The organism is Cupriavidus sp. GW823-FHT07B10, from assembly GCF_058794355.1.
This window is the reverse complement of record NZ_JBXAGS010000007.1, coordinates 79,936-98,773: the sequence shown is the minus strand read 5'-3', so window position 1 is coordinate 98,773 and position 18,838 is coordinate 79,936. Positions and strand designations below refer to the sequence as shown.

Genomic DNA, 18,838 nt, shown 5'->3' with positions numbered 1-18,838 from the left:
CCTGTGTATTGGTATCGGAAGCCGGGGTGGCGCTCAGGCTGCGCTGGTGGCTTCGCGCAGGTGGTGGCGCTCATGCACCGGCCGGATCAGCAGGTTGCAGACGAACCCCGCCACCAGCAGGCCGGCCATGATGTGCAGGGTGTCGACATAGACCTCTGACCTGGGTACACCCATGGCCAGCTTGTGCTCGCGGATGTAGTTGACCAGCGCCGGGCCGGCAATGCCGGCGGCGGCCCAGGCGGTCAGCAGGCGGCCATGGATGCCGCCGACGTAGGCCGTGCCGAACATGTCCGCCAGGTAGGCGGGAATGGTGCTGAAGCCGCCGCCATACATGGTCAGGATCAGGAAGTAGCAGACCACGAACAGGGCCACGTTGCCGGACGAGCCGACGGCCGGCACCGCCATGTACAACGCGGCGCCGAAGGCGAAGAAGATGGCATAGGTGATCTTGCGGCCGAAGTAGTCGCTGGCGGAGCTCCACAGGAAGCGCCCCGTCATGTTGCCGATGCTGAGCAGGCCGACGAAGCCGGCGGCGGCTGCCGCAGTGATGCTGCCCTTGAAGGTTTCCTGGATCATCACCGCAGCCTGGCCCAGCACGCCAATGCCGGCGGTGATGTTCAGGAACAGGATCACCCACAGCAGGTAGAATTGCGGCGTCTTCAGCGCCTGGTCGATGTGCACGTTGGCGTGCGTGACCATCTTGCGGGCCTTGGTGGTGGGTACGTAGCCCGGGGGCGCCCAGCCCGGGGCCGGGATGCGGATGGCCAGCGCCCCGATCGACATCGAGATGAAGTAGATCACGCCCATCACCAGGAAGGTCTGAGCCACGCCCGCGCTGGTCGCGCTCTTGAAGTAGTTCATCAGCGCGACCGACAGCGGCGCGCCGATCATCGCGCCGCCGCCGAAGCCCATGATCGCCATGCCGGTGGCCATGCCGCGGCGGTCGGGGAACCAGCGGATCAGCGTGGACACCGGCGACACGTAGCCCAGCCCCAGCCCGATCCCGCCCAGCACGCCGTAGCCCAGGTATAGCAGCCAGATCTGGTGCAGCCAGATGCCCAGCGCCGAAACCAGGAAGCCGCCGCCGAAGCAGCACGCGGCCGTGAACATGGTGCGCCGCGGCCCGACCTTCTCCAGCCACTTGCCGGCAAAGGCGGCAGAGATGCCGAGGAAGAAGATCGCCAGCGAGAACACCCAGCCCAGCGTGGTCAGTTGCCAGTCGCCCGGCGCGGACTGCGTGACGCCGAGGATCCGCGTCAGCGGCTCGTTGAAGACCGAGAAGGCATAGGCCTGGCCGATGCACAGGTGCACCGCCAGCGCGGCCGGCGGCACCATCCAGCGGTTGAAGCCGGGGCGGGCGATGATGGCCTCCTTGGAGAAGGCCGACGGGCGTGATGCTGGCCGGGACGGCGACGCGTGCTGGGACTTCTGCGAGGGCGTTTGCGCTTGCGCGGGGTATGACATGAAGGTGTCTCCTACCTGGAAGTGGCAGCCTCTTTTTTGCGCGTGATGCGACGGGCTGGAGTGCGTGGTTCAGCAAAAGCCATGCCCAAGGCGCAATCCCTTTGTCGTCAATGGATTGCGTCGCGCGGCCCCGCGCGCCGGGGTGCAGCCTTGGACAAAATGTCCGGACGGAGGCCCCTTGCCCGCGCCAAAATGTCCATGTGCGGCGGCCGGCTCGGTTTAATTCCCAATACAGCCGGGTGGCCGACTGTCGCTAGACTCTTCCCTTGCCCCGCAACAACTAAAGTGATGAGCGAAAGACAAAGCAACCCGCCCGATGCCGACAACTGGCAGCGTCGCACGATCCTGGTGGTGGACGACGAGGCCGGCATGCGTTCGTTCCTGTCGCGCGCGCTCGAAGGCAAGGTGGGCAGCGTGGTGACGGCCGACAGCGCCGAAGCGGGTGCCGCGCTGCTGGAGCAACGGCATTTCGACCTGATCCTGCTCGATGTGGCGCTGCCCGGTGCCAGCGGGATGGAGTGGCTCAAGGCACTGCGCGCGGCCGGCAACCCCGCCGACGTGATCCTGATGACGGCCTTCGCCGACATGGACACGGCGATTGCCGCGCTGCGCTCGGGCGCCGCGGACTTCATCGTCAAGCCGTTCCGGGTCGACCAGATGCTCAATGCGATCCGGCGCTGCTTCGACCGGACCCGGCTCACGCGCGAGAACTACCTGCTGCGCCGCGAGCTGGACAAGTACACCATCCACAAGCACTTCATCGGCGAGTCCGAAGCGATGAAGAAGGTCATGGCGCTGGTGGCACGGGTGGCACCGATGCCATCGACGGTACTGGTGACGGGCGAGTCCGGCACCGGCAAGGAAGTGGTGGCGCGCGAGCTGCATCGCCTGAGCGGACGGCAGGGCCAGTTCGTGCCGCTCAACTGCGGCGCGATGGCGCCCGAGATCATCGAAAGCGAATTGTTCGGCCACGCCAAGGGGGCCTTCACCGGCGCGGCCGGCGGGCGCCATGGCCTGTTTCTCTATGCCGACGGCGGCACGCTGTTCCTGGACGAGATCTCGGAGCTGCCGCTGCCGATGCAGGCCAAGCTGTTGCGGGTGATCGAGGACCGGCGCATCCGGCCGCTCGGCACCGAGCGCGAGATTGCCGTGGATGTGCGCATCGTCGCGGCCTGCAACCGCAACCTGGCCAACGAGGTCGCCGCCGGGCGCTTCCGCCAGGACCTGTTCTACCGACTCGATGTCGTGTCCGTAGCCATCCCGCCGTTGCGCACGCGGCCGGAAGACATCGTGCCGCTGGCCGAGCATTTCTCGGAGCAGCTGTCGGCCCAGCTCGGGCTGCCGGCGGTGCCGCTGTCGCCCTCATTGATCCGGGTGCTCAAGGGCTACGACTGGCCAGGCAATGCGCGCGAACTGCGCAACCTGGTGGAGCGGGCGCTGATCCTTGGCGAATACCCGGTCGAGCTGCTCGCGCACCAGGCCGATCCGGCTCAAGCCAACCTTCCGGAGGAAGAGCGCGAGGATGCAGCCATGCCGGCCGACGACGGCACCCTGCTGGAGTCGGTGGAGCGGCGGCACATCCTGCAGGTGCTGGCGGCCGAGGGCGGCAACCGGGTGGAAGCGGCGCGCCGGCTTGGCATCTCGCGCCGCACGCTGGACCGCAAATGCCTGCAGTGGGGCCTGCGTCCTTGAGCCCGGCTGCGCTGCTGCGCCACTATCGCGCCTCGCTGCGGGCCAAGCTTGTATCCATCGTGGTCGCGCCCCTGCTGGTGGCGCTGCTGGCGCTGCTGCTGATCATGGGGTTGTGGGGCAATCGCGCGTTCCAGGCCTTGCTTGCCTACAAGGTCAACAGCGACCTGCTGGTCGCCCACGAGTATTTCGAGCATATGGTGGGCGGCGTGGGCGACCGTGTCCTGCAGGAGGCGAGGTCATATGCGCTGGTGGACGGACTTCGCCGCGGCGGCGCCATGCCCGGGATCCTGGCTGACGCGCGGCGCACGCATGGGCTCGATTTCCTGCAGTTGCTCGATCCGCAAGGGCGGCTGCTTGCCGCTGCGCCTGCCGGTGCGGCAGGGGCGGATTACGCAGCCTGGCGCGTGGTGGCCAGCGCCGCCGCCGGCCGCACGGACGCCGCCACCGACGTATGGTCTGCCACGCAACTGGCCGCGGTTTCCGGCGAGCTTGCCCGACGCGCACAGGTGGCGCTACGCCCCACCGCCAACGCAGCGCCGACCGACAGGACCCAGGAAAGCCGCGGCATGGTGATGCACGCAGCCGCACCGGTATTTGACCAGGCGGGAACGCTGGTGGCGATCCTGCATGGCGGCACGCTGCTGAACCACAACCTCGGCTTCATCGACACGATCAACGCGCTGGTCTACCAGCCGGAATCGCTGCCTCGTGGCAGCGAGGGCACGGCGACCCTGTTCCTGGACGACACGCGCATTGCCACCAACGTTCGGCTGTTCCATGGCGAGCGCGCCCTGGGAACGCGGGTCTCCCGCGAGGTGCGCGACAAGGTGCTGCTGCGCGGCGAGAAATGGCTGGACCTGGCGTTCGTGGTCAGCGACTGGTACATGAGCGCCTATGAGCCGATCGTGGACAGCCGCGGCGAGCGGATCGGCATGCTCTATGTTGGCTATCTTGCCAGGCCCATCGGCCAGGTGAAGAACCTGGCTTTTGGGGTCCTGGTGGGCCTGTTCCTGCTGCTGGGCGTGGCGGGGTCGTTATTGGCCTTGTTCTGGGCCAGGCGCGTGTTCGCGCCGATGGCGCGGATGGTCGGCACCATGCAGGCGCTGAAGGCGGGCGACGCCGATGCGCGCGTGGGCCCGGTGCGCAGCGAAGACGAGCTCGGCCAGCTCGCCAGCCAGTTCGACCAGCTGCTGTCGGCCCTGCGGCAGCGCAATGACCAGCTCAGGGACTGGGCGGACTCGCTCGATCGCAAGGTGGCCGAGCGCACGCGCGAGCTGGAGGACGCAAACGCCGAGCTGCGTGCCACCCGGCAGCAGCTGATCACGTCGGAGAAGCTCGTCGTCGCAGGGCACCTTACGGCGGGCGTGGCACATGAGATCAACAATCCGATCGCCGTCATCCAGGGCAACCTGGACGTGGCGCGCGAGATTCTTGGCCCGGCTGCCGAGCCAGTCCGGCACGAGCTGAGGCTGATCGACGAGCAGGTGCGGCGTATCCACCTGCTGACCAACCGGCTGCTGCAGTTTGTCCGGCCAGAGGCCTACGCGGGCAATATGGAGCGCCTGGATGCGGGCGAGGTGGCGACTGGCTGCGTCGACCTGGTCCAGCACATGCTGAAGGGCGCGTCGATCCGGGTCGAGCTGGACTGCCGGGCCACGCGGCAGGTGCGCATCAGCCGCAGCGAGCTGCAGCAGGTGGTGGTCAACCTGCTGACCAATGCCATCCACGCCATGCCCGAGGGCGGCACGCTCACGCTCGGCACGCGCGACTGGGACGGGCAGGGCGTGACGCTGCATGTGCGCGACACCGGGCACGGCATCCGGGAAGAAGACGTGCCCAACCTGTTCAATCCGTTCTTCACGACCAAGAAGCAGATGGGGACGGGCCTCGGGCTTTCCATCAGCTATGCGCTGGTGGAGCGCTACGGCGGCCGCATTACCGTGGAGAGCGCGGTGGGGCAGGGGGCGGAGTTTATTGTCTGGCTGCGCGAGGACGGGGCGGCCCCGGCGCAGGCAGGGGCGGGCGGCGGCGTGCCATGACATGGCATGTTGGCGGCCCACGTGAGAGCACCAAGCCTTCCAAGCCAGGGTGATGCAGCGCGGTGCACGGTCCGAAGGAGCAGTTCAATCAGGCCGATCGACTCAACTGATCGGTTGCCCGATGGCAAGGAGGTTGCCCTCGCTGTCTCTGAACCAGGCACCTTTCTCGCCCAGGCCACCCTTGGACGGGTAGTTCCCCTGGACCTCGGCGATCCCATTGATGGTCTTGAGGCCGGGAAGATCGTATTCTTCGAACACGACTCCCAGCTGCAGCAGCTCGCTAACGGTTGCCTGGATGTCATCGACCTCCCAGGCCATTTGTGTGTGATTGCCAGAGGCCGAGCCAGCCGACTCGAAAAGTACGAAGTAGCTGTTGCCGCACTTGTAGCGCAGGCCGCCGGGCCGTTCCTCAACTGGCTCAAGACCGAGCTTGCTCGAGTAGAAGGATCTCGCTCGCGCGAGGTCTTGCGCAGGAATCCTGGCCGCGACGTCACTGTTCTGAAGCATGGGAAACCCTCCTGGTCAAGGCTGGACCTGTGACTAGCTTAGGCGTGGGACGGGCGCTAGAGAAAGGGGTAGCAGCATGACGGTACTGGTTTTGGGATTGCTCATTTTTCTGGGTTCGCACTCGGTACGCATGGTTGCCGACCCATGGCGCACCGCGCAGATTGCCAGGCTCGGCCCCCGTCGCTGGAAAGGCTTGTACACCCTGGTTTCGATTGCCGGCCTGGCGCTGGTTGTCTGGGGCTACGGCCTGGCCAGCGCGGATCCTGTGATGGCCTGGACGGCGCCGGTGTGGGGGCGGCACGTTGCTGCATTGCTCACGATCCCGGCCTTTGTGCTGATTGCGGCGGCCTATGTGCCTCGCAACCGCATCAAGGCTGCGCTTGGCCATCCGATGCTGGCAGGCGTGCAGGCCTGGGCCCTGGGGCACCTTCTTGCCAACCGAACACTCGCGGCAGTGGTGCTGTTTGGCGCGTTCCTGGCGTGGGCGGTGGCGGACTTCGTGTCAGCGCGCCGGCGGGACCGGGAAGCAGGAACCAGCTACCCGGCCGGGACACCTGCGCGCGATGCGATGGTGGCGGTCGTCGGGCTGGCAGGCTGGGTGCTGTTCGGATTCGTGCTTCACGAATGGATGACTGGCGTGCGGGCGTTCGGATAGGCGAAGAATCTGGTCGTCAGCAGGACAGGTCGGGCAGCGCCTCATCCCGGCAGCGCAAAGGGATTAAACCCGGTCCGTTGATAGCCCTCCGCCGTCACAGCATCGTCCAGCGCCAGGGAGGCAAGGTCATCGGCCACGGCCTCGGCCTGCGGGTCGCGTTCCAGTGAGATCACCTTCAGGTAACCGTGGCACACCCCGCAGCTTTCGGCGCGCACCGTAGCTTCGGCGGTGTCGAAGCTGAGGTAGTCAAGCTCCGAGGCTTCGCCGCAGTTGGTGCATTTCGCCCGCACCATGTGCCACTGGCTCTCGCAGAGCGCGCAATGCAGATAGCGCATGCCCTGGCGGTCGCCGATCAGGATCAGGCTTGCCACGGGGGCAGTGCCGCAGACCGGGCAGGATGCGTGCTCGGCCGGGCCGCTGTCGGGCACGGGCGCCGCCCGCGCGGCGCTGGCACATTGCAGCGAGAGCGCAGCCCAGAGGAAGGGCGCGATTGCCGCCGGCACCGCATCAAAGCGGCCCTCGGTCAGCGCCTGGGCGGCGCCAAGGCGCGCATCCGCAGGGAGGGCGCGCAGCGCCGCAAGATGCGGGGCGACCGGGGCGGGAACATCGTGCGCGAGCCGCTCGATCAACCGATCAAGCAGGGCGCCCCAATGCCCCTCCTGCGGGATGGCCCTGGCGTCTGCCGGGGCGGACACATCGGCCTCGGCCACAAGCGATGCCTGCACCTCGGCCACGCGGGCGGCCAGGCGCAGGTAATCGGCAAGGTCGTGCCCTTCGGCCAGCGCGCGCAGGCGTGCGGCGCGGCGGCTGTAAAGACCGGCAAGGTCTGGCTGGATCAGCGGCGTGAAATGCCGGGAGGCCTCGTCCGATGGCAGTGTTCCCGGCGTGGCCTGATGCTGGTTCATGCCTCGTTCCCCTTCGCTTGCGCCGCTTTCGACTCCTTTGCCTGCAACTCGCCATACCAGCGGTCATGGTGCTGCCTGGCCCAGGCGCGCGAGACGTAGCCCGTCACCATGCCGGTGATCGAGCCGCGGACCCAGATCGCCAGATAGATGTGGCCCACGATCAGCAGGATCAGGCCGATCCCCGCGACGGAATGGGCCAGGATCGCCAGGCGGAGCACGGGAATCGGGAAATACTCGGCGAAATAGGCGCGCCACATGATCAGGCCGGAGACCAGCAGGGCCAGGATCGAAGCCATAATGAGCCAGAACAGCACCTTCTGGCCGGCGTTGTACTTGCCGATCTGCAGCGGTTCGCCACCATGCTGGTTCAGCAGCACTTCCCTGGCGCGGCGGAACCAGATCGCGTCGGTGCGCGCGGGCATGTTGTGGCCGACAAAGCGCCAGAACATGTAGCACAGCCCCGCGAACACCGCGATGCCCAGGAACGGGTGGAGCAGCCGTGCCATCTGCGGCGTGCCAAGGAAGCCGCTCAGCCAGCTCACCGTCGGGAAGAACCACGAGATTCCCGAAACCGCCGCAAGGAAGAAGCAGAGCACGATCGCCCAGTGACACAGCCGCTCGGCGAATTTCGTGCGCAGAATCCTGTCGTTGTTGGTCGCCATTTCCGGTCTCCGCTTATGCTGCGCCGTCAGTCGGGGCGTCGTGTTCGTCTGATTCGGTGATGTTGGGGCCGACCGCCATGAAATGCGCGGCCATGCCCACGACCGCCGCCGCGCCGACGAAGCCGGCTACGGGTTTCAGGCCATCCTTCCAGCCGGAGACCACCGAGCTGATCTCCGGGTCCTTCGGCAAGCCCGCGTAACGCTTCGGGTCGTCGGCATGTTGCAGCACATACATCACGTGGGTGCCGCCGACCCCCGCCGGGTCATACAGGCCGGCCCTGGCATAGCCGCGCTCATTCAACTCGGCCACGCGCTCGCCGGCAAGGGATTGCATCTCTGCCTTCGAGCCAAAGGCGATGGCGCCGGTCGGGCAGGTCTTGACGCAGGCAGGCTCCTGCCCGACCGAGACGCGGTCCGAGCACAGCGTGCACTTGTAGGCCTTGTTGTCCAGCTTGGAAATACGCGGCACGTCGAAGGGGCAGCCCGCGACGCAATAGCCGCAGCCGATGCACAGGTCGGACTGGAAGTCGACGATGCCGTTGGCGTACTGGACGATGGCGCCCGGCGCCGGGCAGGCTTTCAGGCAGCCGGGATCCTCGCAATGCATGCAGCCGTCCTTGCGGATCAGCCATTCCAGCTTGCCCGCCTGGTCCTCATGCTCGGTGAAGCGCATCAGGGTCCAGGTGTTGGGCGACAGGTCGCGCGGATTGTCGTAGACGCCGACATTCTCCTGCACGTCGCCGCGCAGGTCGTTCCATTCGTTGCAGGCGACCTGGCACGCCTTGCAGCCGATGCAGATCGACACGTCGATCAGCTTGGCCACTTCCATCTGATGGTCGCGGATACGAGGGGCGGGTGTCAGCTCCGACGAGGCCGAGCTACGGATGATGTTCTGCGAGTTCATGCTTGCGCTCCCGCCACTTTTTCAATGTTTACAAGGAATGCCTTGAATTCCGGCGTTTGCGAATTGGCGTCGCCGACACCGGGCGCAAGCGTGTTGGCGAGATAGCCCTTGCGGGTCGCCCCCTCGAAGCCCCAATGGCAGGGGATGCCGATCTGATCGACCGCCTGCCCGGCCACCCGGAGCGTGCGCATGCGCTTGGTCACCACGGCCTTGGCAGTGATATGGCCGCGCTTGGTTGTGATCTTCACTGTGTCGCCATGCGCGATGCCCTTGTCCGCGGCCAGCTTTTCGCCGATCTCGACGAATTGCTCGGGCTGGAGCATGGCGTTCAGGTGCGAGTGCTTGGTCCAGTGGCGGAACAGTTCCGTGATGGAATAGGTCGTGGCGACATAGGGGAACTCGGTGCGGTTGCCCATCCGCTGCGCATCGTTCTGGAAGATGCGGGCGGTCGGGTTGTGCGTGACCTTGTCGTGCAGGGGGTTCTTGGCGATCGGGCTTTCAACCGGCTCGTAATGCTCGGGGAAGGGGCCGTCGGTCATGCCGCCGACGGAGAACAGGCGCCCGACGCCTTCGGGCAGCATGATGAAGGGGCCGACGGGCGTGCCGGGCGCCGCAGTGAGCGGAAAGTCGGGCACGTCAGCGCCCACCCATTTCTCGCCGTTCCAATGCAGGATCTGGCGCTTGGGGTCCCAGGGGTTCCCCATCTCGTCCATCGAGGCGCGGTTGTAGAGGATGCGGCGGTTCGCGGGCCACGACCAGGCCCAGCCCGGCGTGTTGCCCAGGCCGGTGTCGGTGTTGTCGCGCCTGGCCATCTGGTTGCCCGCCTCGGTCCAGGAACCGGCGAAGATCCAGCAGTAGCTTGAGGTGGTGCCGTCGTCGCGCAGTTGGGCGAACGAATCCAGCAGCTGGCCCTTGCGCAGGATCTTCTTGCCGGTCTCGTCGAACACGTCTGCCAGCGCGTAGCCATTGGCTTCCTTGGCCATTTCCTCGGGATGCGGGCTGTGCGGATCGTGATAGGTCGCCTCGTCCCAGGTCATGTGCAGCACCTGTTCCGGGCAGGCGCCGCCTTCCTTCTCGTAGAGCCGCCGCAGCTCCATCATGATGCCGCCGAGGATGGCCGGGTCATGACGCGCCTCGCCCGGCGGCTGCTGGCCCGCGTAGTGCCATTGCAGCCAGCGGCCGGAGTTCACGACCGTCCCGTCTTCCTCGGCAAAGCAGCTCGACGGCAGCCGGAAGACCTCGGTCATGATCTCTTCGGTCTTGACGTCGTTGAACTTGCCTTCGTTGCGCCAGAAGTTGGAGGTCTCGGTCACCAGCGGGTCGATGACCACGAGGAACTTCAGTTTCGACAGCGCGGCCGAGGTCTTGTTCTTGTCAGGCATCGCCGCCAGCGGGTTGAACCCCTGGACGACATAGCCGTTGACCTTGCCCTCGTACATCAGGTCGAAATAGGCCAGCATGTCGTAGCTGCGGTCCCATTTCGGCAGCAGGTCGAAGGCCCAGTTGTTTTCCGCAGTGGCATGCTTGCCGAACAGGTTCTTCTGCAGTGAGACGAAGAACTTGGGCAGGTTCTTCCAGTAGTTCACCTGATCGGGCAGCACGGCCTTGGGCGTGGCATCGGCCAGGTATTGCTTCAGGGTCTGCTGCCTGTCGGTGGGCAGGTCCATGTAGCCCGGCAGTCGCACTGACAGCAGGCCAAGGTCGGTATAGCCCTGGATATTGGAATGCCCGCGCAGCGCATTGACGCCGCCGCCGGACATACCGACATTGCCCAGCAGCAGCTGGATCATCGCGGCGCCGCGGATGATCTGCGCGCCACCGGTGTGGTGCGTCCAGCCGAGTGCGTAAAGCCAGGTCAGGGTCTTGTCCTTCGCCGAGCACGAGCCGACGATCTCGGCGATCTGCAGGAAGTCGGCCTTGCGGACGCCGGTGATCTCCTCGACCTTCTCGGGCGTGTAGCGTGACACGTGCTGCTTCAGCAGGCTCAGCACGCAGCGCGGATGGCGCATCGAGGGATCGCGTTTCGCGTTCCCCGCCGCGTCCAGCTCATAGTTCCAGGAGGATTTGTCGTAGACGAGCTTCTGCGGATCGAAGCCCGAGAACAACCCTTCGTCGAAGCCGAAATCCTCGCGTACGATCAGCGACGCGTTGGTGTACGCGCGTACATAGTCGTGCTGGATCTTGTCGTGCTGCAGCAGCCAGTTGACCATGCCCATCAGGAATGCCGTGTCCGACCCCGCCCGGATCGGCGAGAAGATATCGGCAACCGAGGCGGTGCGGTTGAAGCGCGGATCAATGACGATGACCTTGGCCTTGTTCCTGATCTTGGCCTCGATCACCCACTTGAAGCCGACCGGATGGGCCTCGGCCGGGTTGCCGCCCATGACGATGACGACATTGGCGTTCTTGATGTCCACCCAGTGATTCGTCATCGCGCCGCGCCCGAAGGACGGCCCCAGCGCCGAAACCGTTGGCCCGTGGCACAGGCGCGCCTGGCAGTCCAGCGCCAGCATGCCCAACGATCGGGCAAACTTGAAGTCGAGAACCCCGGTTTCGTTAGATGCCGCCGACGAGGCGAGCATGCCCGAACTGAGCCAGCGGTTGACCAGCTGGCCCTTGTCGTTGCTCGCGATGAAGTTCTTGTCACGGTCGTCCTTCAGCAGGCGGGCGATGCGCCTGGTCGCATCGTCCCAACTGATGCGCACCCACTCCTTTGATCCCGGCGCGCGATATTCCGGATACTGCAACCGGTTCTTCGAATGGACGATGTCCAGCAGCCCGGCGCCCTTGGGACAGAGCGAACCACGGCTGACCGGGTGATCGGGATCCCCCTCGATGTGGAAGATGCGGGGCTTCGCGTTCCTGGCGCCGTCACCCAGCGAATACATCAGCAGGCCGCACCCGACCGAGCAATAGGTGCAGTTGTTGCGCGTCTCTTTCGCACGCAGCAGCTTGTAGGGGCGCACGCCGGCAGGCGCCTGCGCCCAGGCAGTACCCAGGCCCAGCGCCGAGGCCGAGACGGCAACAGATCCAAAGCCAAGGATCTTGAGGAACTGCCGACGTCCGATATTGGTGGTGTAGGTCATCGTGGTCTCATCGTCATTTCTTCTTCCGCCCATCCCTGCTGCCAGGGGTGGGGGCGATCGCATCCGAGACCCGCAGCTTCATTTGGGCGCACGTATCCTCGGGGCGTCCGGATCGCGATCGATCACGGAGATGCCCCGTCCGGCACGTCCCTGAGGTGCATGCGCAAGAGGATGACCAACCACAAATGACGTCGCGGCGCCGGTCACGACGCGACGTCATCCGTGCCGGTTTTCCGCGCGCACGGCTCCACGAGCGGAGAAATGCCGCTCAGGTTCGAATGCAGACTAATTTGGATAAGCGATGAGAATGAGCCCGAAACGCCCTGCGGATTGCCCTGCAGATGCGCGGCCCCACCGGGGCACGACGTCGGGACGGGTATCGCTCGCTGAGGAGCGTAGCACGACCGGCCGATTACTCCAAATAGGGGAAAGTCCGGTTCGGCGCGGGCGGCTCATGCCCCAAGGAAGCGTCACGCTTGACTTCCATGCTGGCCGTTTCTACCAATGATATTGAACAGAACGGCAATTGGCCTGTGCCGCTGGCATTCCTGCATGCGGCGAGGGCTTGAAGATCTTTGCACTCCATGGGCTGGCAGAGGCCAGATGAGTGATGACGCAAGAGCTGACATTTCGCGCCCTGCTGTACCGCTACTTCTTCTTCGGCTGGCTGTACCGGGACGCCAGCAAGGGCAACCGCGCTGAACGAGCCCTCGCCTGGCATTTCAACAAGGCGCGCGCGCATTGGCTGCTAACCTACATGCGGCGCTGGCTCTGGTGCGGTGTCTGCTGCTATGGGCTCGGTAGCGTGGTGGAGTTGGTGCTGTCCGCGCCTGCGCTGTCAGCACTCTTCTACGTGCCCGGAGCGCTCTGCGTGCCGGTCAATGTTGTCATCGTGGTGCTCTGGGTCGGCCTGAAGACGCTGCCCGGGCCGCTGTAAGCGGCGACCGGCTGGGCTGGCATCCGGCTGCGACGCCAGGAATGGCGCATGGGCGACCACTTCGCCCCCTCAATCCGCCGTTGCGCCCGACCGCTTCACGACTGTCGCCCACTTCCGAATCTCGCTATCCACAAACTTCCCCGTCTCAACCGGAGTCATCGGCATCGGCTCCGACCCGCGATCCGCAATGAACTTGTGCAGTTCGGGCGATTGCAGTGCCTTCACCGTCTCCGCATTGAGCTGATTGACGATTGCCGGCGGCGTGCCCGCGGGCGCCATCATCACCGCCCATCCAAGCGCTTCGAAACCCGGTACGCCTTCCTCACGCACGGTTGGCACCGACCGCAACTGCGGCACGCGCTTTGACGTTGTTACAGCAAGCGGCACGGCCTTGCTGGTCTGGATCAGCGGCAGGGCGGCGGTCACGGAATCGACCATCAGCGGAATCTGGTTGCCCAGGAAATCCGCCTGCGCGGGGCCGCTGCCCTTGTAGGGAATATGCACGATAAACACGCCGGTCTGCGCTTTGAGCATCTCGGCAGACAGGTGCTGCGTGCCGCCGATGCCAGCGCTGGCATAGCTGTACTTGCCCGGTGCGGCCTTGGCCTTGGCGATCAGGTCGCGCAATGACGTGAAGCCCGATTGTGGCGTAGCCAGGAACACCAGCGGCACCGAGAACACACCCGAGATCGGCGCGAAGTCCTGACGCGGATCGTAATTGGTCTTCTTGTACAGCGTCTGGTTGATGGCCATCGCGCTGCCGCCCATGACGAGCGTGTAGCCGTCTGCCGGGGCTTTCGCGGCCACTTCCATGCCGATGTTGCCGCCGGCGCCGGCGCGGTTTTCCACCACGATTGACTGGCCTAGCTGCTTGCCCAGCCTCTCGGCCAGGGCGCGCGCGAAGATGTCAGTGGCCTGTCCGGGCGGGAACGGCACGATCAGCTTGATAGGGCGGTCCGGATAGGCGGCGTGGGCGGTGCTGGCGACGGCCAGCAGCAGCGCAACAATGTGTTTGCTCGACGGCTTCAACGGAATCTCCTCGAATGATTGTCGGTGTGTGACGAGGCGCCCGGATCCCGGAAGAGGGCAAGGTGACGCGCGCGTCTAATATCGATGTTATGGGTCAAATGCCTGGGCGCGCACCGCGCTTCGCCCGCCCCCAGGATCAACTGTCAAATTTTATTGAACATTTTGTCAATGTGAAGAGGGATTGTATAGCGCATTTATCCAAGCAAGAATGCTAGGCTGACCGCGATGGGGACCTTTCACGCCCGAGGAAGAGCTTCTGCTTCCTTCTGTCGCGCCGTCGTCGGCGATGCGCTGAGTCTTCATCGCCGGTACCGACGTTCGGGATTCCGGCACGCGCCATCCAGCGTGCTGCGCTATGTGGCAGCCCTGCCGGCATCGCGTGACGCCAGCCCGACATAAGCTACGATTATTCACAGACGGCTCGTGCCTCGAAACAGCCCATGGAGACCAACAATGCAGACGCCTGATCAATCCCAAGGCATCGATTTCCCGCTTGAGGGCGTGCGCGTACTCGACTTGTCGCGCGTGTTTGCGGGGCCGCTGTGTGGCCAGGTACTGGCCGATTTCGGCGCAGAGGTGGTCAAGGTGGAACACCCCGGCCGCGGCGACGACACGCGCGACTGGGGCATGCGCATCGGCAAGACCGAGACCACCTACTACAACAGCATGAACCGCAACAAGCGGTCCATCACGCTGGATCTGCAGAGCAAGGAAGGCGTGCAGATTGTCTACGACCTGCTGCCGCAGTTCGACGTGGTCATCCACAATTTCAAGACCGGCGGGGCCGAGAAGCTGGGCCTTGGCTACGAACAGCTCAAGGCGATCAAGCCCGAGCTGATCTACTGCGCGGTTTCCGGCTACAACACCAGCGGCCCCGAGGCCAAGCGTCCCGGCTACGATCTGGTGATCCAGGGTGAGGCCGGCCTCATGGCGCTCAACGGCGAAGCCGACACGCCGCCGCTGAAGTTCGGCGTAGCCGTGGTGGACCTGATGACCGGCATGTATGCCGCGCAGGCGGTGCTGGCTGCCTTGTTCCGCCGCGAGCGCAAGGGCAAGGGCCAGCTGATCGAGATGGCGCTGTACGACTGCGGGCTGATGGTCACCGGCTACTACGGCCTGGACGCCATGCTGCTCGGGCGCGACCCCGCCCGCTATGGCAATGCCCATCCGTCCATCGTGCCCTATGGCATGTTCGAGTCCGCCGATGGCCCGCTGATCATCGCGGTGGGCAACAACAGCCAGTTCGACAAGTTCTGCCGCCAGGTCATCGAGCGTCCGGACATCGTCGAGGACCCGCGCTATGCCACCAATGTGGAGCGCGCCAGAAACCGCGAGACGCTGACCCCGCTGATCACGGGCCTGATCCGCAGCTTTGCGCGCGACCTGCTGCTCGAGCGCATGACCGCCTGCGGCATTCCCTGCGGCAAGGTGGCGGGACTGCACGAGGCTTTGACCAGCGAACGGACCCGCGAGGGCGGTCTGCTGCGCGAGATGCCCCATCCCGTGGCAGGCAGCACGCACGTGTTCGCGCCCCCATATCGTCTGGATGGCCAGCGCCTGCCGATCCGCAACGCGCCGCCCACGCTGGGCGAGGGCACGCGGGCGGTACTGCAGAACCTGCTGCAGATGAGCGATGAGCAGTTGCAGGACCTGCAGGCCCGCGGCGTGCTGACGCTGCCCGAGGCACCTCAGCAAGCCTGAGTATTCGCGCCGCGCGGACGCTCATGGGCGTCCGCGCAGCCCTGCCCGGCAAGGGGGGCTTGGGTTCCCTTGCACTGATTCAAACTGGAACAACATCGTGCGCACTCGAAATTTCACCCGTATGGTCCACTCCCGGCGTCGTGCCATTCTGGCCCTGGCCGCAGTGCCGCTGCTCGCCGGCAGCGCTTTCGCGCAATCCTGGCCCAGCAAGCCGATCAAGCTTGTCGTGCCGTTCCCGCCGGGCGGGCCCACGGATACGGCGTCGCGCATCGTCGGCCAGAAGCTGGCCGAGCGCCTGAAGCAGCCCGTCGTGGTCGAGAACCGCGCCGGTGCATCGGGTTCCATCGCTGCCGCGCAGGTAGCCAAGAGCGCGCCTGACGGCTACACGCTGATGATGCTGGCCACGCCCACGCTGCTGGCGCCGCACCTGTACAAGAAAGCGGGCTACGACACGACCAAGGACTTCACGCCCGTGGCCACCGTCTATGACCTGCCGATCGTGGTGGTGGTCAACCCGACGCTGCTGCCCAACGTGACCGACCTGCCCAAGCTGATCGCACAGGCCAAGGCACAGCCGGGCAAGCTCAACTACACCAGCTCCGGCGCGGGCAGCTTCGGCCACCTGAGTATGGAGCTGCTCAAGCAGATGGGCGGCTTCGAGATGCAGCACGTGCCCTACAAGGGCGGTGTGCCCGCCATCAGCGACACCCTCGGTGGCCAGGTCCCGATCATGTACGCCGACCTCGTCGCCGCGCTGCCGCACATCCAGGCGGGCAAGCTGCGCGCCATCGCGGTCGGCTCGCCGCAGCGCGTGAGCATGCTGCCGGACGTCAAGACCATTGCCGAGCAAGGCTTCAAGGGCTACGACGCCGTTTCCTGGGGCGGCCTGCTGGCGCCGCCGGGAACGCCCAAGGAGGTGGTGGACCGCGTGTCGGGCGAGGTCGGCAAGATCCTGGCCGACAAGGATGTACAGGACAAGTTGCTGAAGGCCGGCGCCATTGCCAACTACCAGGCGCCGGCGCAGATGGGCCAGCGCATCCAGCAGGACTATTCCAAGTGGGGCAAGGTGATCCGCGAGAAAGGCATCGCGGTCGAGTAAGCGTCTGCAAGCCGGGCACGCTGCAATGGCGTGCCCGGTGCCAGTTGGCGAGGTTGGAGTGGCCTTCGCCGCGGGAAGTGGGTGCCACGGGCTACCAGGAGTCTTCCCCCGACACTTCTCATTTGCTCTTCAATCCGTTTGCCTTCTGCGCGTTCTCCAGGGCTTGCTTGTTGCACGCCAGCCCTATAACTCTCAGTCAGATTCCATATTGGAATTTAAATAATGGCCTCGGTACAGTGGTGCGCACAAGGTGCAGGACGCCGTTGTCCTGACCAGCACACTGAGGAGACCAGGCCATGCCAGGCAACACCGAGCAGCAAGCGCAGGCAACATCGCACGCCGGCGACAAGCAGAGCGCAGTCCGGCGCTATGAAGTAACGCGCTCGGCGGCGATCTCCATCGAGGTCTACGAGCTGGGTGCCGGCCCGGCCATCGTCTTGCTGCCGTCGCTCGGCCGCGGCGCAACTGACATGCTGGAACTGGCCGAGCCGCTTGCGGCTGCCGGTTATCGCGTGCTCTGCCCGGAGCCGCGCGGCAATGGCCGCAGCGTCGGCCCGCTTGCCGACAAGACGTTGCACGACTGGGCAGGCGATATCGCGGCCGTGATCGAGCATGCCGGCCAGGCGCCGGTCGTGATCGTCGGGCATGCCCATGGCAACTGGATCGCCCGCACCGTGGCCAGCGACCGGCCCGACCTGGTGCGCGCGCTGGTCCTGCTGGCCGGCTCGGCGGGCAAGGTGCCGAAGGACGTCGATGCCGTGCCGATTCCGCCGGAGGTACGCGCCCAGATCGAGCGCTGCGGCGATACCAGCCTGCCGGACGCGGTGCGCCTGGAAAGCCTGCGCGCCGTATTCTTCGCGCCGTGCAATGATCCTGCACCGTGGCTGCAAGGCTGGAACACGGAGCTGATGACGATGCAGACGCTGGCTCAGAAGCGCACACCGGTCGATGACTTCTTCGCTGGCGGCAACGTGCCGATCCTGAATGTGCAGGCTGAGTACGATGTGATTGCACCGCAGCGCTATGCCAATGTGCTGCGTGACTACCTGGGTGAGCGCGTGACCAACCTCACCATCCGCGATGCCGCGCATGCCTTGCTGCCGGAGCGGCTGGACGAGGTTGTGGCGGCGATCATCGACTATGTGGCTGCGCTGTCTCCGGCGCGAAGCACGGTGGCTTGAAGGCGGCATGACGGTGCCGTGATGCGGCTTAGTAGCCGATCGGTTCGCTCATCACTTCGCTCACGACCCGCATGACCAGATCGCTGGGCGCCTGCTCACGCCAGATTGCATAGAGCTGGATGTGGCCAGCGGTCTGGCCGATCTCGCGGAACACCACGCCTGGCAGCCCGGCGCGGGCGTAGGAGCGCGGCACCAGCGCCACGCCCAGGCCGAGCTTGACCATCTGGAAAGTGGTCAGCGGATTGCGCGCCGTATGCGCAATGACGGGACTGAAGCCGGCATGCAGGCATGAGGCGATCATGCCGTCGAACAGCGCCGGCGCGTGCTCACGTGAGAATGCCACCAGCGGCACGCCCTCGAGGTCGCGGAGCGCCAGCGCCGGCCTTGCGGCGAGTTCGTGGCCCTCGGGCACGACGATAGTGAAATACTCGGTGAAGATCGGCGTCTTGCCGAGGCCGCTGCGCGTCGGGATCGAATGCACGATGCCGATATCGAGCTTGCCCTGCATCACGGCATGCGCCTGGTCGGCCGAGCCCATGTCGGTCACGGCGATATGCAGTCCGGGAAAACGCTCTGCCATGCGCGTCAGGATGGTAGGCAGCACATGGAAGATGCCTGACGTCACCATGCCGATCTGCAGTGTGCCGATGTCGCCGGCCGCCGTGCGCCGCGCGGTGGTCACGGCTACGCGCACCTGTTCGAGCACGGCGCGGCAGTCTGCCTGGAAGGCACGGCCCGCGTCGGTCAGGCGCACTTCCCGGCGATTGCGCACCAACAGCTCCACGCCCATCTCGTCTTCCAGTGCCTTGATTTGCTGGGAGAGCGGTGGCTGCGACATGTGCAGCCGCACCGCCGCCTTGCTGAAGTTCAACTCATCCGCGACGGTCACGAAATAGAGCAGTTGCCGGAGTTCCATGGTGCTGATTTCCTTGCGGGACAAGGTACTAGGATAGCCGCAACCAACCCGGGGTAGCGCG

At 65.6% G+C, this 18,838-nt stretch carries 15 protein-coding genes; 7 read left to right on the top strand and 8 right to left on the bottom strand.

The genetic code is table 11. The features are described 5' to 3' along the window. Nucleotides 1-33: 33 nt before the first annotated feature. Complete coding sequence (locus AC1Q6V_RS16985) at nucleotides 34-1,464, bottom strand: L-lactate MFS transporter (RefSeq protein WP_010809256.1); 1,431 nt, start codon at nucleotides 1,462-1,464, stop codon at nucleotides 34-36. A 288-nt stretch (nucleotides 1,465-1,752) separates the two neighbouring features. Here AC1Q6V_RS16985 and AC1Q6V_RS16980 point away from each other — a divergent pair, with 288 nt between their 5' ends. Next, nucleotides 1,753-3,156, top strand: a complete 1,404-nt coding sequence (locus AC1Q6V_RS16980) for a sigma-54-dependent transcriptional regulator (RefSeq protein WP_010809257.1) — start codon at nucleotides 1,753-1,755, stop codon at nucleotides 3,154-3,156. Then, nucleotides 3,129-5,195, top strand: coding sequence for a sensor histidine kinase (locus AC1Q6V_RS16975; RefSeq protein ID WP_454749073.1), 2,067 nt, complete (start codon nucleotides 3,129-3,131; stop codon nucleotides 5,193-5,195). Before AC1Q6V_RS16980 ends, AC1Q6V_RS16975 begins: the two co-directional genes overlap by 28 nt. Before the next feature lie 102 nt (nucleotides 5,196-5,297). Here AC1Q6V_RS16975 and AC1Q6V_RS16970 read toward each other — a convergent pair whose 3' ends face one another. Continuing rightward, on the bottom strand, nucleotides 5,298-5,702 hold the full coding sequence (locus AC1Q6V_RS16970; RefSeq protein WP_439671855.1) for a VOC family protein: 405 nt from the start codon (nucleotides 5,700-5,702) through the stop codon (nucleotides 5,298-5,300). Between the two features lie 76 nt (nucleotides 5,703-5,778). On the opposite strand from AC1Q6V_RS16970, the gene AC1Q6V_RS16965 reads away from it, so the two are divergent. Then, nucleotides 5,779-6,357 (top strand): NnrU family protein, encoded by a 579-nt coding sequence (locus tag AC1Q6V_RS16965; RefSeq protein ID WP_454749074.1) that lies wholly within the window; start codon nucleotides 5,779-5,781, stop codon nucleotides 6,355-6,357. Nucleotides 6,358-6,398: 41 nt separating this feature from the next. Here the strand turns inward: AC1Q6V_RS16965 and fdhE are convergent, their stop codons facing one another. The 4 genes from fdhE to fdnG are packed head-to-tail and all read right to left on the bottom strand — an operon-like array spanning nucleotide 6,399 to nucleotide 11,914. Further along, complete coding sequence (fdhE, locus tag AC1Q6V_RS16960; protein WP_010809261.1) at nucleotides 6,399-7,262, bottom strand: formate dehydrogenase accessory protein FdhE; 864 nt, start codon at nucleotides 7,260-7,262, stop codon at nucleotides 6,399-6,401. Continuing rightward, on the bottom strand, nucleotides 7,259-7,924 hold the full coding sequence (locus AC1Q6V_RS16955; RefSeq protein WP_010809262.1) for a formate dehydrogenase subunit gamma: 666 nt from the start codon (nucleotides 7,922-7,924) through the stop codon (nucleotides 7,259-7,261). Before AC1Q6V_RS16955 ends, fdhE begins: the two co-directional genes overlap by 4 nt. A 13-nt stretch (nucleotides 7,925-7,937) precedes the next feature. Further along, on the bottom strand, nucleotides 7,938-8,828 hold the full coding sequence (gene fdxH, locus AC1Q6V_RS16950; protein ID WP_010809263.1) for a formate dehydrogenase subunit beta: 891 nt from the start codon (nucleotides 8,826-8,828) through the stop codon (nucleotides 7,938-7,940). Further along, nucleotides 8,825-11,914: a formate dehydrogenase-N subunit alpha gene (gene fdnG, locus AC1Q6V_RS16945; RefSeq protein WP_454749075.1), complete on the bottom strand. Its 3,090-nt coding sequence runs from the start codon at nucleotides 11,912-11,914 to the stop codon at nucleotides 8,825-8,827. Before fdnG ends, fdxH begins: the two co-directional genes overlap by 4 nt. 610 nt (nucleotides 11,915-12,524) lie before the next feature. Here fdnG and AC1Q6V_RS16940 point away from each other — a divergent pair. Next, the gene (locus AC1Q6V_RS16940; protein WP_010809265.1) at nucleotides 12,525-12,851 is read left to right on the top strand and encodes a hypothetical protein; all 327 of its coding nucleotides are present in this window, start codon (nucleotides 12,525-12,527) and stop codon (nucleotides 12,849-12,851) included. 69 nt (nucleotides 12,852-12,920) lie between these two features. On the opposite strand, the gene AC1Q6V_RS16935 is transcribed toward AC1Q6V_RS16940, so the two are convergent. Next, the gene (locus AC1Q6V_RS16935; protein WP_454749076.1) at nucleotides 12,921-13,880 is read right to left on the bottom strand and encodes a Bug family tripartite tricarboxylate transporter substrate binding protein; all 960 of its coding nucleotides are present in this window, start codon (nucleotides 13,878-13,880) and stop codon (nucleotides 12,921-12,923) included. 453 nt (nucleotides 13,881-14,333) lie between these two features. On the opposite strand from AC1Q6V_RS16935, the gene AC1Q6V_RS16930 reads away from it, so the two are divergent. The 3 genes from AC1Q6V_RS16930 (at nucleotide 14,334) to AC1Q6V_RS16920 (ending at nucleotide 17,861) form a co-directional block, all read left to right on the top strand. Then, entirely contained in the window at nucleotides 14,334-15,581 is a 1,248-nt protein-coding gene (locus AC1Q6V_RS16930; RefSeq protein WP_010809267.1) for a CaiB/BaiF CoA transferase family protein, read from the top strand. A 121-nt stretch (nucleotides 15,582-15,702) separates the two neighbouring features. Next, nucleotides 15,703-16,680, top strand: coding sequence for a Bug family tripartite tricarboxylate transporter substrate binding protein (locus AC1Q6V_RS16925; RefSeq protein WP_041688106.1), 978 nt, complete (start codon nucleotides 15,703-15,705; stop codon nucleotides 16,678-16,680). Nucleotides 16,681-16,976: 296 nt separating this feature from the next. Next, nucleotides 16,977-17,861, top strand: coding sequence for an alpha/beta fold hydrolase (locus AC1Q6V_RS16920; RefSeq protein ID WP_010809269.1), 885 nt, complete (start codon nucleotides 16,977-16,979; stop codon nucleotides 17,859-17,861). A gap of 28 nt (nucleotides 17,862-17,889) precedes the next feature. On the opposite strand, the gene AC1Q6V_RS16915 is transcribed toward AC1Q6V_RS16920, so the two are convergent. Continuing rightward, a complete protein-coding gene (locus AC1Q6V_RS16915; RefSeq protein WP_010809270.1) occupies nucleotides 17,890-18,777 on the bottom strand; it encodes a LysR family transcriptional regulator in 888 nt (295 codons plus the stop codon). Between the last annotated feature and the right edge of the window lie 61 nt (nucleotides 18,778-18,838).

Coding starts and splice junctions, on each gene's coding strand:
- AC1Q6V_RS16930 (WP_010809267.1), top strand. CDS start 14,334: ATGCAGACGCCTGATCAATCCCAAGGCATCGATTTCCCGCTTGAGGGC.
- AC1Q6V_RS16975 (WP_454749073.1), top strand. CDS start 3,129: ATGCCTGCAGTGGGGCCTGCGTCCTTGAGCCCGGCTGCGCTGCTGCGC.
- fdnG (WP_454749075.1), bottom strand. CDS start 11,914: ATGACCTACACCACCAATATCGGACGTCGGCAGTTCCTCAAGATCCTT.
- fdxH (WP_010809263.1), bottom strand. CDS start 8,828: ATGAACTCGCAGAACATCATCCGTAGCTCGGCCTCGTCGGAGCTGACA.
- AC1Q6V_RS16965 (WP_454749074.1), top strand. CDS start 5,779: ATGACGGTACTGGTTTTGGGATTGCTCATTTTTCTGGGTTCGCACTCG.
- AC1Q6V_RS16980 (WP_010809257.1), top strand. CDS start 1,753: ATGAGCGAAAGACAAAGCAACCCGCCCGATGCCGACAACTGGCAGCGT.
- AC1Q6V_RS16970 (WP_439671855.1), bottom strand. CDS start 5,702: ATGCTTCAGAACAGTGACGTCGCGGCCAGGATTCCTGCGCAAGACCTC.
- AC1Q6V_RS16915 (WP_010809270.1), bottom strand. CDS start 18,777: ATGGAACTCCGGCAACTGCTCTATTTCGTGACCGTCGCGGATGAGTTG.
- AC1Q6V_RS16955 (WP_010809262.1), bottom strand. CDS start 7,924: ATGGCGACCAACAACGACAGGATTCTGCGCACGAAATTCGCCGAGCGG.
- AC1Q6V_RS16985 (WP_010809256.1), bottom strand. CDS start 1,464: ATGTCATACCCCGCGCAAGCGCAAACGCCCTCGCAGAAGTCCCAGCAC.
- fdhE (WP_010809261.1), bottom strand. CDS start 7,262: ATGAACCAGCATCAGGCCACGCCGGGAACACTGCCATCGGACGAGGCC.
- AC1Q6V_RS16920 (WP_010809269.1), top strand. CDS start 16,977: ATGCCAGGCAACACCGAGCAGCAAGCGCAGGCAACATCGCACGCCGGC.
- AC1Q6V_RS16925 (WP_041688106.1), top strand. CDS start 15,703: ATGGTCCACTCCCGGCGTCGTGCCATTCTGGCCCTGGCCGCAGTGCCG.
- AC1Q6V_RS16940 (WP_010809265.1), top strand. CDS start 12,525: ATGACGCAAGAGCTGACATTTCGCGCCCTGCTGTACCGCTACTTCTTC.